13 protein-coding genes and 1 tRNA gene are annotated in these 14602 nt (G+C 40.6%); 8 read left to right on the plus strand and 6 right to left on the minus strand.

Features of this window, described 5'->3' with window-relative positions; all coding sequences use genetic code 11:
• Nucleotides 1-93: 93 nt before the first annotated feature.
• Nucleotides 94-636 (plus strand): adenine phosphoribosyltransferase, encoded by a 543-nt coding sequence (locus FTV13_RS01350; protein WP_004783009.1) that lies wholly within the window; start codon nucleotides 94-96, stop codon nucleotides 634-636.
• 39 nt (nucleotides 637-675) lie between these two features.
• On the opposite strand, the gene FTV13_RS01355 is transcribed toward FTV13_RS01350, so the two are convergent.
• A complete protein-coding gene (locus tag FTV13_RS01355; RefSeq protein WP_034704192.1) occupies nucleotides 676-1170 on the minus strand; it encodes a YqiA/YcfP family alpha/beta fold hydrolase in 495 nt (164 codons plus the stop codon).
• Between the two features lie 378 nt (nucleotides 1171-1548).
• Between FTV13_RS01355 and lysS the strand changes: the two genes are divergently transcribed.
• Entirely contained in the window at nucleotides 1549-3075 is a 1527-nt protein-coding gene (gene lysS / locus FTV13_RS01360) for a lysine--tRNA ligase (RefSeq protein ID WP_180010754.1), read from the plus strand.
• Between the two features lie 271 nt (nucleotides 3076-3346).
• On the plus strand, nucleotides 3347-4798 hold the full coding sequence (locus FTV13_RS01365) for a capsule assembly Wzi family protein (protein ID WP_179992118.1): 1452 nt from the start codon (nucleotides 3347-3349) through the stop codon (nucleotides 4796-4798).
• A gap of 344 nt (nucleotides 4799-5142) precedes the next feature.
• Here FTV13_RS01365 and trpS read toward each other — a convergent pair whose 3' ends face one another.
• Nucleotides 5143-6156, minus strand: coding sequence for a tryptophan--tRNA ligase (gene trpS / locus FTV13_RS01370; RefSeq protein ID WP_005234596.1), 1014 nt, complete (start codon nucleotides 6154-6156; stop codon nucleotides 5143-5145).
• A 190-nt stretch (nucleotides 6157-6346) separates the two neighbouring features.
• Here trpS and FTV13_RS01375 point away from each other — a divergent pair, with 190 nt between their 5' ends.
• Nucleotides 6347-7273 carry a DUF808 domain-containing protein gene (locus FTV13_RS01375; protein ID WP_166137010.1) on the plus strand — a complete coding sequence of 309 codons (927 nt, stop codon included), beginning with the start codon at nucleotides 6347-6349 and terminating at the stop codon, nucleotides 7271-7273.
• 48 nt (nucleotides 7274-7321) lie between these two features.
• Nucleotides 7322-8224: a neutral zinc metallopeptidase gene (locus tag FTV13_RS01380; RefSeq protein WP_179992117.1), complete on the plus strand. Its 903-nt coding sequence runs from the start codon at nucleotides 7322-7324 to the stop codon at nucleotides 8222-8224.
• A 49-nt stretch (nucleotides 8225-8273) separates the two neighbouring features.
• Here FTV13_RS01380 and FTV13_RS01385 read toward each other — a convergent pair whose 3' ends face one another.
• The gene (locus FTV13_RS01385; protein ID WP_179992116.1) at nucleotides 8274-8828 is read right to left on the minus strand and encodes a hypothetical protein; all 555 of its coding nucleotides are present in this window, start codon (nucleotides 8826-8828) and stop codon (nucleotides 8274-8276) included.
• A 216-nt stretch (nucleotides 8829-9044) separates the two neighbouring features.
• On the opposite strand from FTV13_RS01385, the gene FTV13_RS01390 reads away from it, so the two are divergent.
• Both FTV13_RS01390 and FTV13_RS01395 read left to right on the plus strand, forming a co-directional pair.
• Complete coding sequence (locus FTV13_RS01390) at nucleotides 9045-10544, plus strand: sodium:proton antiporter (protein ID WP_179992115.1); 1500 nt, start codon at nucleotides 9045-9047, stop codon at nucleotides 10542-10544.
• 65 nt (nucleotides 10545-10609) lie between these two features.
• Nucleotides 10610-10906 (plus strand): MGMT family protein, encoded by a 297-nt coding sequence (locus FTV13_RS01395; RefSeq protein ID WP_125278749.1) that lies wholly within the window; start codon nucleotides 10610-10612, stop codon nucleotides 10904-10906.
• A gap of 38 nt (nucleotides 10907-10944) precedes the next feature.
• On the opposite strand, the gene FTV13_RS01400 is transcribed toward FTV13_RS01395, so the two are convergent.
• Together FTV13_RS01400 and FTV13_RS15670 are read right to left on the minus strand one after the other, a co-directional pair.
• On the minus strand, nucleotides 10945-11385 hold the full coding sequence (locus FTV13_RS01400; protein ID WP_004782991.1) for a universal stress protein: 441 nt from the start codon (nucleotides 11383-11385) through the stop codon (nucleotides 10945-10947).
• Between the two features lie 564 nt (nucleotides 11386-11949).
• Nucleotides 11950-12216 carry a hypothetical protein gene (locus FTV13_RS15670; RefSeq protein ID WP_257218389.1) on the minus strand — a complete coding sequence of 89 codons (267 nt, stop codon included), beginning with the start codon at nucleotides 12214-12216 and terminating at the stop codon, nucleotides 11950-11952.
• Nucleotides 12217-12541: 325 nt separating this feature from the next.
• Here FTV13_RS15670 and FTV13_RS01410 point away from each other — a divergent pair.
• A tRNA-Met gene (locus tag FTV13_RS01410) sits at nucleotides 12542-12618 on the plus strand.
• 201 nt (nucleotides 12619-12819) lie between these two features.
• Here the strand turns inward: FTV13_RS01410 and FTV13_RS01415 are convergent.
• The gene (locus FTV13_RS01415; RefSeq protein WP_159122816.1) at nucleotides 12820-14445 is read right to left on the minus strand and encodes an NAD+ synthase; all 1626 of its coding nucleotides are present in this window, start codon (nucleotides 14443-14445) and stop codon (nucleotides 12820-12822) included.
• Nucleotides 14446-14602 lie beyond the last annotated feature (157 nt).

Genomic DNA, 14602 nt, shown 5'->3' on the forward strand with positions numbered 1-14602 from the left:
ATTTTCTGCTTTAATGTTGCACAGTCGTTGTTGTTACACATTGTTAATTTAGTTTAAAATTCACCTATTCCTTTCCTTGTTTAAAGATCTCCCATGAGCAATTTGTCTACTTCTCTGTGGTCTCACATTCGTACTGTCCAGAATTTCCCAAAACCAGGCATTTGTTTCTTCGATTTGACTCCATTATTCATGAATAATCTGGGTCCATTAACTGATGCTTTGATTGCCAGCATTCCTGAAGAAAAGCTAGCTGAAGTAGACAGCTTTGTGGCAGTGGAAGCACGTGGTTTCGTGCTGGCAAGTCTGTTGGCGCAGCGTACGGGCAAAGGCTTATTACTGGTTCGTAAAGCAGGTAAATTGCCGCCTCCAGTCGTAGGTGTAGGTTATAGCCTTGAATATGGTCTGGACCGTCTGGAAATGTCTGCAGAGGTTCAGGGACAAAAAGTGATTATCGTGGATGATGTACTGGCAACTGGTGGTACATTGAAAGCAGTTCATGAATTGGCTGAGAAATGTCAGCATCAGGTTCTAGGTGCGAGCATCTTCCTTGATCTGCCAGATTTACACGGTGAATTAGGCTTGGACATCTGGTCAGTACTTGACGATAAATCCCAGCCTGAAGCTGCAGTTGCTTAAGTCTGAATGATCAAAAAAGCCCCAACTATTGGGGCTTTTTTATTGCCGGATAAAATGATATTCAATTTCCTGAATCAGGTCGTTAATCTGTTCGGGATGTTCCAGACGATGATGACCACCTTCAATGGCATGAATTTGCATATAATCTTCAAGCTGTGCCTGTGCTGCATGCATATCCAGAATTTCATCGCCTAATTCCAGATAGGCCATTTGCGGAATATCATGCTGCAAATCACTGTCACAAATCGCAGGATAATCATCGCGGAAATTCGGTTGCAAGCTAGGATTCGCGATCACACAAGGGATCTGATGAGCTTGTGACATTTTTAGCGCCCAATAACCGCCCAGACTGTGTCCGACCAGAATATCCGGTTTAATGGTTTCAACCATTTCGTGGTAGAAATCGGCTACCGACTGGTAGCTCAGATTGCGATAATCCACATCTATACAATATTTATGCATTGCATCAATTGCATGAAATTTCGTGGACTGTTTTGACGAATCCAAGCCATGAAAAAACAATATTTTAGACATATTTTTACTCATTTTTATCGGACATGGCAAAGTCGTGGTCAGGGTGTTAAGACACCACCTTCTAATATGGTCATTATTGTAAAACGTCTATTTCGAGGAAGCAGTTAGCTATTGGTCTAAGCTGATATGGGATATAAAGGCAGAATTTGTGCAGAGGATTGAGGTCTTGGACTTTCATCTAACAAAAGTTGGGCAATATTCTAAAAAAACCAATCATAAAATTCGAAACTGAAAAACATTTGCCTTTAAGAATTTCATATATCCAGAAATTTTTCTCAAGAAAAGCCACGTGTAGGAAGTCTTTACGCTACGATTTGATGCAGATTTCTGCTATTCTATGCAACTTCTATTTTTTAACTAATCTTATCCGAGGCAGAGATGACGCAAAATAACGCTCAATCGACTTCTGAACAAATCATTTCCGAAAACGATTTAATTGCACAGCGTCATGCCAAGTTAAAGCAGATTCAAGACCACGCAAAAGAAACTGGTGTTAGCCCATGGCCAAACACATTTAAACGTGAACATTATGCGCAAGACTTACAAGACCAGTTTGCTGATAAATCTAAAGAAGAAATTGAAGCTGGCGAACACGTTCATGTAAAAGTAGCAGGTCGTGTGATGTTGAACCGCGGTTCATTCATCGTGATTCAGGATATGACCGGTCGTATTCAGCTTTATGTTCCACGTAAAGAACTTGAGCCAGAAGTACTTGCAACGATCAAAGGCCTGGATCTGGGCGATATCATTGCAGTTGAAGGTTATATCGGTCGTTCTGGTAAAGGTGATCTGTATGTTCATATCGAACATTTTGAATTACTGACTAAATCATTACGTCCACTTCCAGACAAGTTCCACGGTTTAACTGATACTGAAGTGAAGTATCGTAAACGTTATCTTGATCTGATCGTAAATGAAGAAACCCGTAAAACTTTTGAAGTTCGTGCCAAAGTTGTTGCCGGTATTCGTAGCTTCCTGAACGACAAACGTTTTATGGAAGTTGAAACCCCGATGATGCACGTAATTCCTGGTGGAGCATCTGCGCGTCCATTTGAAACGCATCATAATGCACTGGATATGTCGTTGTTCCTGCGTATTGCACCTGAGCTTTATTTGAAACGTCTGGTTGTGGGTGGTTTCGAGCGCGTATTCGAAATTAACCGTAACTTCCGTAATGAAGGTGTTTCTACTCGTCATAACCCTGAATTCACTATGATCGAATTCTACCAGGCGTATGCAGATTACAAAGACCTGATGGAATTGACAGAGCAAATGCTGGAAAAACTGGCAATTGATATTCTGGGTACCACTGATGTGCCTTATGGCGATGAAGTCTTTAGCTTCAAAGGACCATTTAAAAAGATCTCAATGTTTGACGCCATTCTTGAGCACAATCCACAGTTCACTCCAGAAAATGTCAATGACCGTGAGTTCCTGGCGAAATTCATTCAGGAAGAACTGAAAGAACAGGTAAAACCAGGTTTTGGTCTGGGTAAACTGCAAACCATCGTATTTGAAGAAACGGTAGAAACTCAACTACGTCAGCCTACATTCGTGACTGAATATCCAGCGGAAACTTCTCCACTAGCTCGCCGTAATGATCAAAATCCGCATATTACAGACCGTTTTGAATTCTTTATCGGTGGTCGTGAACTGGCAAATGGCTTCTCAGAATTAAATGACCCGATTGATCAGGCTGAACGCTTCCAGGCACAGGTTGCTGAGAAAGATGCGGGTGATGATGAAGCAATGCACTATGATGCTGACTTCATTGAAGCTCTGGAATATGGTCTGCCTCCTACAGCAGGTGAAGGGATCGGTATTGACCGTCTGGTGATGATCTTTGCGAATGCACCAAGTATCCGTGATGTAATCTTATTCCCGCATATGCGTCATAAACACTAATGACTTATTCGAAAAAAGGCAGTTTTTAAAACTGCCTTTTTTATGTGTTCAGTATTTATTTTAAATAAAATTAAAACCCAGCATTATTTAATTCTATTTTTTACATTTGTAATTTCATTTTTGTATTTCTATCTCATTTCTCGAAGCGATTTATTATTTTGAAAGTCAATTAAATCTAGGGTTTCATATTATACTGATACAGTTTCGCCATTGAATATTGTTTTTGAAATATCTATGGTTAGGCAAAAATAAACTTGAGAATATTGATCCCATGTTTCTAAAAAAACCATTATTAAGTGTACTTCTTACGACACTTTCACTTCCTGTTTTTGCTCAAGGGCTGGTTCTGAATGATGCAAATCTTCGTACTGACTTGAACTGGTTAAACCAGCAAGGGGTGATCCAGATCAGTACCTCGACCTGGCCGCTCAGTGGTGATGAAATTCAACGTGCTCTATCCAATGCACAAGTGAGTAACAAAGTACAACAACGTGTTATTGGTTCAGTTCTGGCAAAATTAACAGCAGACAATCAGCAGCTCAAAGTAGGCTTATTTGCGGAAAGTGATCCAAAAGATATTCCTCAAGCCTTTGGCGATCAGCAAAAGGCACAATTTCAGGCAGCTTTAGAGTTTAATGCAGGTGGCGAAAACTGGGATGCCAAACTCCGGGTTAATGCCGAAAAAGATCGACAAATTGAGAATGATCAGGATGTAAATCTGGAAGGATCTTATCTAGCAGGGAAACTCTGGAATCAATGGCTGATTGCCGGCCAAATTCCGACCTATTGGGGTCCGGGACATGATGGCAGCTTGATTCGCGGCGATGCTAGCCGCCCAGTATATGGATTTATGGCACAACGTGCAGAACAAACAGCTTTTGAAACTAAATGGCTGTCCTGGATTGGACCGTGGCAATATCAGGCTTTTGCAGGACAATTGGATGATTATACTGCCGTTCCAGATGCCAAACTAATTGGTCTTCGTGTAACAGCACAACCTTTATCTTACTTGGAGCTAGGTGCTTCTCGTGCGATTCAATGGGGTGGGGAAGGACGTCCTGAAAGCTTAAGTTCATTATGGGATGCTTTTGTCGGGAATAAAGATAATGGTGGTACGGGTGAACCTGACCCATCAAACCAGATTGCTGGTTTCGATGCACGCCTGAACCTGTTTCCTTTGACACAGGTACCTATGGGCTTCTATGGGCAATATGTAGGTGAAGATGAAGCGGGTGGTCTGCCTGCGAAGAAAATGTATCTGGCTGGAATAGACTATTCTTCGACTGTAAGAAATATGCCATATCAACTTTATACAGAATGGGCAGATACACGTACTAACGGCAAGGTGCGAGGTATTTCTTATAACCATACCAATTATACTGATGGTTTTTATCAGCATGGTTATCCGCTGGCACATGCTTTAGGTGGTGATGCCCAGATGGTTTCAGTAGGTGGTGATATCCGTTTTGATCCGATGAACCGTTTATCTGGGCGGGTATTGTTTGCTGAAGTCAATCAGTCTGAGCGTGCAAGTGTAAATAATGCTGCTTTTGCTTTTGATGATGAAATTAAAGCACTAGATGTCACCTGGTCGCATTATATTCGTCCAGAAATGCCACTTAAAATTAATGCCTGGATAAGTGACTCAGATGTAAATGGTCAGGATGGCGGTGCCTCTATTGGAATTGAAATTCCATTAGAAAAAGGCTTGTTCAAATATTAATATTCAAGACACAACAAAATCCTGCTCATCTGGCAGGATTTTTTTATATTTTCAAAAATTACAGACAAAAAAAACGCAATGATTGGGGTTGTCATTGCGTAGAAAAAGGAAGTTTCTTTCAAAACTAAATCAAGATTAACTGTGGAGAGAGTTAAATTTGATTCCTTACTGTATGTAAGTATATTAGGACTCATTCTCATGTGACTCATCAGTATTCATGTTAATAGATGTTAAGTAAGGTTAAAACTATGAAGAATCTGTGTGGAAACTTGCCTTATTTTTGCGCATTTTGGCCTTAAATAAAAAAAGCCCTTTATGAAGGGCTTTTTTAAATATTGTCTAGCTTAGAAATGGAAAACACCTAAGCCTGTTTTCACTTCATCTAAAGTGGCCTGTGTAATGTCACGGCATTTATCTGTACCCGTTTTCAAAATATCCATGATGTAATCCGGGTCTTTAGCCAGTTCCATACGACGTTCACGAATCGGACCGATCAGCTCTTTCAGAATACCTTCCAGACGTTTTTTCACCGTACCATCACCTAAACCACCACGGCGATAATGTGCTTTCAGTTCTTCCAGTTCTTCTTTATTGGTGTCGAATGCATCCAGGTAAGTAAATACCACATTGCCTTCAACCTGGCCTGGATCTTCGATGCGAAGGTGATTCGGATCGGTATACATCGCATTGACAGCTTTTTTGATGTCTTTGTCAGAGGCATCTAGAACAATAGTATTACCTAATGATTTAGACATTTTCGCTTTACCGTCAAAACCTGGTAAGCGTCCCACATTAGAAAGCAGCGCTTTACATTCAGGCAGTAATTCACGGCCAATCTGACGGTTAAGGCGACGTACAATCTCATTGGTCTGTTCGATCATTGGAATCTGGTCTTCGCCCACCGGAACTACAGTTGCTTTAAAGGCTGTGATATCTGCTGCTTGAGCCACTGGATAGCATAAGAAACCTGCAGGAATATCACGCTCAAAACCACGCATCTGAATTTCTGATTTAATGGTCGGGTTGCGCTCTAGACGTGAAACTGTCACAAAGTTCAGATAGAGCATCGTCAGTTCGTTTAAGGCTGGCAGGCAAGACTGAACACAGATAGTAGTTTTGGTTGGATCAATACCGACAGCCAGATAATCTGTTGCTACTTCAATAATATTGCGACGTACTTTTTCAAAGTTGTCTGCATTATCTGTCAGGGCTTGAGCATCAGCGAGTAACAAATGTTGATGGTGAGAATCTTGTAAACCTACGCGAGAGCGTAATGAACCGACAAAATGGCCAAGGTGAAGCTGTCCGGTAGGACGGTCGCCAGTCAAGATTACTGGACGATTATCTTGATTACTCATTATCTATTCCAAAAAGTAGTCTGTACTACATCTATATTTTAACGAATGGCCACATTGTACGGCATTCTGTTTTTGAATGTCAGCCAGAAAAAAAGCCGCAGTAAAAAAATCTTATTAATTAAACAAGTGAATACAATATTTTTTAAATATTTTCATTAAAATATGTCTAAAGATGATAAGGATAACAAGAATGGCGAGCAGCTTATTAATATTATTGGATGATATTGCGACTGTTTTAGACGATGTTGCCGTGATGAGCAAGATGGCTGCAAAAAAGACGGCAGGTGTCTTGGGGGATGACTTGGCGTTAAATGCCCAGCAAGTCAGCGGTGTACGGGCAGAACGTGAACTTCCTGTGGTGTGGGGAGTAGCGAAAGGTTCTTTTATTAATAAGCTGATTCTTGTTCCTTTGGCTTTACTTATTAGTGTGGTTGCGCCTTGGTTAATCAATCCTTTACTGATGATTGGCGGTTTATTTCTCTGTTATGAAGGCGTAGAGAAAGTTCTACATAGTTTAAAGCATAAGAAAGCCAAGACTGAAGAAGATGCTGAGGCTGAATTCACTACGATCGAAACCGATTTGGCCACATTTGAAAAAGAGAAAATTAAGGGTGCGATCCGAACTGACTTTATTTTATCTGCGGAAATTGTAGTGATTTCTTTGGGTACGGTGGCAGCCGCAGCTTTTACCACCAAGGTCATCGTACTGGCAGGAATTGCCATATTAATGACAGTCGGGGTGTACGGCTTCGTCGCCATGATTGTTAAAATTGATGATTTAGGTTTGTACCTGACTAAGCAGGCATCCAGCTTCAAACAAAGTATAGGCTGTGGATTGCTGGCTTTTGCTCCTAAATTGATGAAAACCCTGACGATTGTAGGTACGATTGCAATGTTCCTGGTCGGTGGCGGGATTATTGCTCATACCATTCCATGGTTTCATCATTTCACTGAAGATTCGGTTGAGTATGTAGAGCATATGCCTAGTCTGGGCAGTATCGTAGGGGCTGTTACGCCTACACTTATTAATCTGGTGATTGGTTTTGTGGCAGGGTTAATCGTATTTATCTTGATTGGCTTTATTCAAAAAATCAGATCGAAATCAAAGCAGGCATAAATCAGGCCCGTTAAAATAAGCTGACTTTAAACTATAAGGAATCTCACTATGCGCTGGAAAGGACGTCGTGTTAGTAGCAATGTAGAAGACCGTCGTGGCGGTGGTGCCAAAGCCGGTGGAATCAGTATTCTCGGGTTGATTATTGCTTTCGTGGCCTGGAAGTTTTTTGGCGTTGATCCACAGCAAGCCTATCAAACCACCAAGCAGGTCACGCAAGGGGTTTCTAGTGCAGAAACACGGGGTCTGGAAAATCCAACGCCAGAACAGCAAGAAGCGATCGATTTTGTAGGAACTGTGCTTGCCGATACAGAAGATACCTGGTCTCAAGTATTTCAGCAGCAGCTGAACCAGCAATATACTCCGCCTAAACTGGTTCTATTTAGTGGGGTAGTAAATTCTGGTTGTGGTACAGCGCAATCGGCCATGGGGCCTTTCTACTGTCCGGCAGACCAGAAAGTTTATATTGATACGGCATTCTTTAAAGATATGCGTACTCAGATGGGAATTAGCGGGGAACAGAACTCAACCGAGTTATCTCGCAATGATCAGGCAGGCGATTTTGCTCAAGCCTATGTGGTAGCACATGAGGTGGGTCATCATATCCAGACCATTTTAGGTATTTCTTCACAGGTACAGCAGGCACGTCAACAAGCCACTCAAGCGCAGGGTAATCAGCTTTCTGTACGTCAAGAACTACAGGCGGATTGTCTGGCTGGGGTATGGGCTTATCATAACCATGAGCGTACGCAGTTCCTGGAGCAGGGTGATGTACAAGAAGCTATGGATGCGGCACACAAGATCGGTGATGACTATCTGCAGAAAAAGGCACAAGGCCATGTCGTGCCGGACAGCTTTACGCATGGTACCAGTGCACAGCGGGTAAAATGGTTTAATACCGGTCTGAAATCAGGTCAAATGTCTGCTTGTGATACTTTTAATCAAAATATCTAAAACTAAAGATCAAAAAAGGGGAGCAAATGCTCCCCTCATGATTGAATAGTTATTTTTCCAGAAAACGACGGAAGTTTTTCAAAATCTTGATACTGACAAACAAGGCAGCCAGGGCAAATAGCGAAATCGCAAAGAGAATATATTTTAAATTGCTGATGTCATTATTATAAAATTGCTTCAATTCATTTTTGGAATAGCTGAGTGTAGTGATTTGACCAGTTCGACTATCTTGGAACTGAATATTTTCAATATAAAAATAATTTCTCGCTTTTAATAAATTAACATTTTGAATCTGCCGGGTATGTGACTGGTTATAGTCATCAGTACATAGGGCAGCATAATGCTCACAGCTGATTTTTGCTACATAACCATTTCCGGCAATCAGGATAAACAAGGCATTGTCTGGACGTTGATTATTAGACACTAGTACATATTGCGCTTTGGCGCTGCTTTTTAAAGGAATGCTCACGGCTTGCTGATAATGTTGATCTGCTTTCAGAATTTCCTGAACTTTGGCAACACAGGTGAACATCAAGGAAAGTGTGACCAGAAAAATGACAGCAGCGAGGCACAGACGGAATATGGTTTTGACAGTTTGATGCATGGGAGAAAATTTCTAAATATAAAGAAGAGGTGAGCAATAAAGTGCTTTAAGGCTGTATGTTAAATCATCAGTTGTGAATATTGAAAAGAAACTTAACTTAATTCGAAAAAAAATGGGACTAAACTTGATCCGCTAAAATATACTGTTTTTTTAAATTTATATTTCAAGTAAATCTTTCAGCTCACGGCTGCAAATTGCCAAATCTTAGGAAACCTAATGGGAAGTTTCTTTTTTTTACAACTGTTGACAGTGGTCTTTGCTCTGTCAATTGCCACTACCATGTTCAACAAACGTGTTCTAAGTTTTCCTCAAGCCATTGGTGTGCCGATTGTTTCCGCTATTTTTGTTTTTATCCTGCAATGGTGTGCAAGTCTGCTACAGGGTAATCCATTTTTTAGCATCAATATTGATAATATTGAGAAAGCAGTCCGCCATGTCGATTTTTATGACTTCCTGATTAATGGGGTGATCTGTTTCATTCTGACATCATCCGCATTGAAGTTTAAGGTTTCAGATTTACGCAATCACTGGCGGCCGATTGGTATTCTGGCCAGTCTGGCATTAGTTTTCTGTGCAGTTTTCTTTGGTATTGCGCTATACGGTTATCAGTTCCTGATTGGTAACCACGTCGATATATTGGTCCTACTATTGCTGGGTGCTGCGCTCGGAGCAACGGATCCAATTGGGATTAAAGGTGTACTCAGTTCGGTACGCGCACCCCATCATTTGATCGTGAAGCTGGAAGGTGAGTCGCTGTTTAATGATGCGATGTGTATTGCATTATTTATGACCTTACTGAATGTACTGCAAGGTGAAAACTTTACCGTACTCGCCGTCCTGCAAACATTGCTTTATGAAATTGTCGTGGCAGTCTTGATCGGGATCGGTTTTGGTCTGGCGATTCTACGTATTCTGCGCGGTAAACATGAAATGGAATCACTGATATTAACTACTGCACTGTTGGCTTGTGGTTCATATCTGATTGCTTTACTGGCGCATGCTTCTGCACCAATTGCCTGTGTAATTGGCGGCTTGATCGTCGGTAATAAATGGAAAGAAATTCTGGCTGATGCAGACATCGGTGATGTAAACCATTTCTGGCATACGGTAGAGGGGATTATCAATTCCTTCCTGTTCACCTTGATTGGTCTGGAATTGTTCATTATTGATCTAAGCACCAGTCTGGTCCTAGGCGGGATTGTCGCTTTCATAATTCTGCATTTGGCACGCTTCCTGGCCAACCATCTGTCTTTTGCATTATTCCCTAGAATGCGTAAGAAGAGTTATAACGGCAGTTTAACCATTCTGTCTTGGGGTGGGGTACGTGGCGGGATTTCCTTAGCCCTGATTCTGGCAGTGGCCAATATTCCACAACTGGAAGCGTATAGCAGTATTCTGATTGGATATACCTTCATTGTGGTACTTCTTTCCGGGGTGGTTTGTGGCCTAGGTTTGCCAGCCGTAATGAATGCCTTTTATTACAACCCGAATGAAGAAACCCAAGGCTTTAAAGGCTGGTATCAGCGCATGTGCCACAAGATGAACCGTCGCGGTTTTCAGTATATTGTAGGCGAGGATGCAAATGGAAATGAAACCATCACCATCTTCCAGCCGGAAATGCTGATTGATAAGAAAGATGCCGATGGTGTAGCAACGGTACATCATCCTGACAAAGTACAAGAAGTGAAACGTTTAGAGAATCCGGAGAATTTCTAATTATTAGAATTTTCTATCAAGACTGAAAGCCTATGACATCAAGTGCAAGCCAGGAAATGGCACAAATGATTCTGAGTGTGGTCAGCCAGATTCCTTATGCGAAGGTAGCGACCTATGGACAGATCGCTAAACTGGCTGGCTTACCCAAACATGCGCGTCTGGTGGGTAGGGTTTTAAGTCAGCTTGATACAGAAACTGATTTGCCCTGGCATCGTGTCCTGAATGCTCAAGGTAAGATCAGTCTCAATAAACTGGATGAATATGGACATAATATTCAACAGCAAAAGTTAGGCGCAGAAGGGATTCTATGTGCTGGAAATCGGGTCAGTTTAAAGCAGTATCAATGGGATGGATTTGTTTGAAAGAGAAATCCCCACTTGATTGAAGTGGGGATTTTTTATTACTTACGGATGACCATTACAGGAACATTGGCCTGTCCCAAGATGCTTTGCGCAACACTTCCTAGGAACAGTTTCTTGAAGCCAGTGCGGCCATGTGAACCAATCACAATCAGATCAGTATTCAAGGATTCTGCCGCCTTGACAATTTCACTATAAATCACCTGACCTTCGAGTAATTGAGTTTCTGCATCAATACCTGCCGCAGCAAATTTTGCTTTTGCTTCGTCAAGTGTCTTCAGAATCGCAGTACGGGCACGTTCAACCAGGTCATTGGTTTGAGCTGCTGTGATGTATTCAGCTGCGATATAGGGATCAAGTGCCAGCACCTGAACCACTGTTACTTTACTGTTAAATGCTTTGGCAATTTCGACGGCTTTATCGACTGCAGCGTAGGAAGTTTCTGAACCGTCAACGGGTACTAAAATATGTTCAAATGACATTAGAATTCTCCTTATCGGAAATAAGTTTTATAAAAATATGACGCGTTAAAATCGTATACGAATTGTTGTTTATACTTTGATCATAACGCGTATTTTATAAAAATAAAACCAAGTAAATACCTCAGTATTATGTTTAACAAAGCAATAATTTTTAATGGTTGGTATATTTTATAAGTTTTTGATTTATATTTATATTTTGAGATTAAAATAATATGATTTTAGAATATTAATGAACTCACTTAAAAAAGCCATCTGATTTTAATACTGCGTTATTACCTGTAATTTTAGATTCAAAAAATCCCTGTTATATAAAACTATAGGAACAGGTTTAAAATTGAGATTTTAATAATGAAAAATCTATCAAACTGCATAAAGATAGACTGCTATTTCTAATAGTAACCTTCTATCAGCATAATTTTAGTGTTCTAAAACTTCCCTTTCCAAGGGTGGGTTAATACCGTTATTTTCTTTTTTAAATTGAGCACGATCTGTAATGGATTTCTCACATTCATTATAGTGATCAATTGCAAAGTTTTTAATTAAGGCGGAACGTCCAGACTGATCTTAGGGTATTTCATATTTAAACGCTTTTTCAGTAAGTTTTATACCAATCAGAGTATGGAGATCATTCGCTGTACCGTAGTGCTGTTTTATTTGCTGAATCATCCATTTCTGTGGTGCACCTTTCAGTCTAAAGAGCATGACTTCTTGAGCCAAACTTTTCACATCATCAAATCCTGAAAATCTGCTGCTTGGATGAATAACAGTTGCATTGGCTAAACTTATAAAACTCAATAGGAGCAGGCTTAGGTATATTTTGAATTTCGTCATCTTCAGTTTTGCTTTAATCCAGAGATACTATTGGTCATATTTGGAAAAGCATTATAGCGATAGGAAAAGGTCCTAGATTCACTTTTTATTTTTTTTCTTCAGCAAGTTATTCTTAAAATTAAATATTATGTGATACGACTTTGATTCAGATTTGGCTTTAAAAAAAGATACTAATTTTCATAGTATTTGCTAATAGGTTTCGAATTAAAGCATGATTTGTACAAAGTTTAAGAGTTTATGATTAATTTGCATAAAGACTGAACATTTGTGGTTTAAAATGCTTGACGATACAACCTGAAATTACGATAATGCGCACACAGTTTACGGCTATGTAGCTCAGTTGGTTAGAGCACCGCACTCATAATGCGGGGGTCACAGGTTCAAGTCCCGTCATAGCCACCATTTTTAAAGACCAAGCTCTCAGCTTGGTCTCTTTTTTTGTGCCATAAAAATATCAATAAAAAATTAAGAGAAAGTTCTTCTAAATATCTGTCTGTTTAAATTTTTGAATCTTTTTTATTTTTTAACCCGAATCATTTTTTAAAGATAAAAAATGCCCAAGCATTTACTTGGGCATTATGGCTGATCTGGTTTAGTTAAAACTTAGATACCTGCTTTCCAACCATTAACGATCGGATAGCGACGTTCACGACCATAAGAACGCGAGCTAATACGTGGACCAATCGCACCCTGACGACGTTTGTATTCGTTAATATCAACCAGACGAATCACTTTTTTCACGACTTCAGCTTCAAAACCTTTGGCAATGATGTCATCCTGGCTCAGATCTTCTTCAATATAAGCATAAAGAATCGCATCAAGTACTTCATAAGCCGGTAATGAATCCTGATCGACCTGATCTGGACGAAGTTCTGCAGATGGTGGGCGAGTAATGACACGCTCAGGAATCACAGGAGTTTCTGCGATGCTGTTACGGTATTTCGCCAGTTCAAACACAATGGTTTTATAAACATCTTTTAATACCGCAAAACCACCGACCATATCGCCATATAGTGTGCAGTAACCAACGGCAAGTTCAGATTTATTACCGGTTGCCAGAACCAGATTGCCGAACTTGTTAGACAGCGCCATTAATAGCGTACCGCGTGCACGTGCTTGCAGGTTTTCTTCAGTGGCATCTACAGGGGCATTGCCAAAGAAGGGATACAGGGTTTGCAAGAAGCCACTTACAATCGGGTTAATCTCGGCAATACCGAAAGTTACACCCATGGTTTTTGCCTGTTCAGTAGCATCTTCTACACTGATCTGAGCAGTATAGGTATAAGGCATCATCACTGCTTGGACTTTGTCAGGGCCAATCGCATCTGCTGCGATGGCAAGAGTCAGGGCAGAGTCAATACCACCAGACAGACCCAGAATTACACCTGGAAAACCTGAACGCTGTACATAATCACGGGTTGCCATCACCAGACTTTGATAAATCTCGGCCATAGTTTCTAGGGCTGGAGTAATCGTGCCTTTGCTGAACTCTAATTTTTCTGCATCATATTCAGCGATATACAGGCCTTTTTCAAAGCTAGGTGCTTGCAGAGCCACTTCGCCTGATTTATTGAGTACAAAGCTGGTGCCGTCAAAGATCAGATCATCTTGGCCACCTACCTGGTTACAGTACACCAGATTGATATTCAACTGTTTGACCAGCGCAGCCATGGTATCGATACGGTGTTGCGGTTTGCCAACTTCATATGGAGAAGCATTCAGAACCAGTGCAGTATCAATATTCAATTGAGCCAGCTGTTGAACCGTAGATAATGACCAGACATCTTCACAGATCAGGACACCAAACTTGTGTCCCAGATATTCGAAGACCAGATGCTGATGTCCTTCACCAAAATAGCGTTTCTCATCAAATACACCATAGTTTGGCAATGTCTGTTTATTATAAACCCCTAAAACTTCGCCATCTTTCATAACGGCGGCTGAGTTATAGCGTTCACCATCTTCGGTTTGATTGACAAAACCAAAGACCATGACGATATCTTTTACTTCAGTCAGTTTTTCAAACGCCAGCTTTGTGCGTTTAGCCAGACTTGGACGAATTAATAAATCTTCAGCCGGATAACCTAAAGTTGAAAGTTCAGGGAAAATAATAAGATCAGCATTATCTTTTTTGGCCTGATTTGCCAAATCTATCATTGTCTGCGTGTTTGCATCTAAATTGCCCACATGTGGAGAGAATTGAGCAATCGCAATTTTAAAACTTTTCATTCCAATTAAGTCCTATTCCTATAGGTGAATACACTAAATCACTGATTTTTAAAATTCTAATTATCCAGCTGAGTGCAGTTTGATACGAACAAAATGCCAAATGGCCAAAATTAAAAAAGTCATGACAGCATGATCATTAAATCTTGATTTGCGAGCT

Origin of the sequence: Acinetobacter sp. YH12235, assembly GCF_013417705.1 — a bacterium.
GTDB lineage: Bacteria > Pseudomonadota > Gammaproteobacteria > Pseudomonadales > Moraxellaceae > Acinetobacter.

Coding starts and splice junctions, on each gene's coding strand:
- FTV13_RS01350 (WP_004783009.1), top strand. CDS start 94: ATGAGCAATTTGTCTACTTCTCTGTGGTCTCACATTCGTACTGTCCAG.
- FTV13_RS01355 (WP_034704192.1), bottom strand. CDS start 1,170: ATGTCTAAAATATTGTTTTTTCATGGCTTGGATTCGTCAAAACAGTCC.
- lysS (WP_180010754.1), top strand. CDS start 1,549: ATGACGCAAAATAACGCTCAATCGACTTCTGAACAAATCATTTCCGAA.
- FTV13_RS01365 (WP_179992118.1), top strand. CDS start 3,347: ATGTTTCTAAAAAAACCATTATTAAGTGTACTTCTTACGACACTTTCA.
- trpS (WP_005234596.1), bottom strand. CDS start 6,156: ATGAGTAATCAAGATAATCGTCCAGTAATCTTGACTGGCGACCGTCCT.
- FTV13_RS01375 (WP_166137010.1), top strand. CDS start 6,347: ATGGCGAGCAGCTTATTAATATTATTGGATGATATTGCGACTGTTTTA.
- FTV13_RS01380 (WP_179992117.1), top strand. CDS start 7,322: ATGCGCTGGAAAGGACGTCGTGTTAGTAGCAATGTAGAAGACCGTCGT.
- FTV13_RS01385 (WP_179992116.1), bottom strand. CDS start 8,828: ATGCATCAAACTGTCAAAACCATATTCCGTCTGTGCCTCGCTGCTGTC.
- FTV13_RS01390 (WP_179992115.1), top strand. CDS start 9,045: ATGGGAAGTTTCTTTTTTTTACAACTGTTGACAGTGGTCTTTGCTCTG.
- FTV13_RS01395 (WP_125278749.1), top strand. CDS start 10,610: ATGATTCTGAGTGTGGTCAGCCAGATTCCTTATGCGAAGGTAGCGACC.
- FTV13_RS01400 (WP_004782991.1), bottom strand. CDS start 11,385: ATGTCATTTGAACATATTTTAGTACCCGTTGACGGTTCAGAAACTTCC.
- FTV13_RS15670 (WP_257218389.1), bottom strand. CDS start 12,216: ATGACGAAATTCAAAATATACCTAAGCCTGCTCCTATTGAGTTTTATA.
- FTV13_RS01415 (WP_159122816.1), bottom strand. CDS start 14,445: ATGAAAAGTTTTAAAATTGCGATTGCTCAATTCTCTCCACATGTGGGC.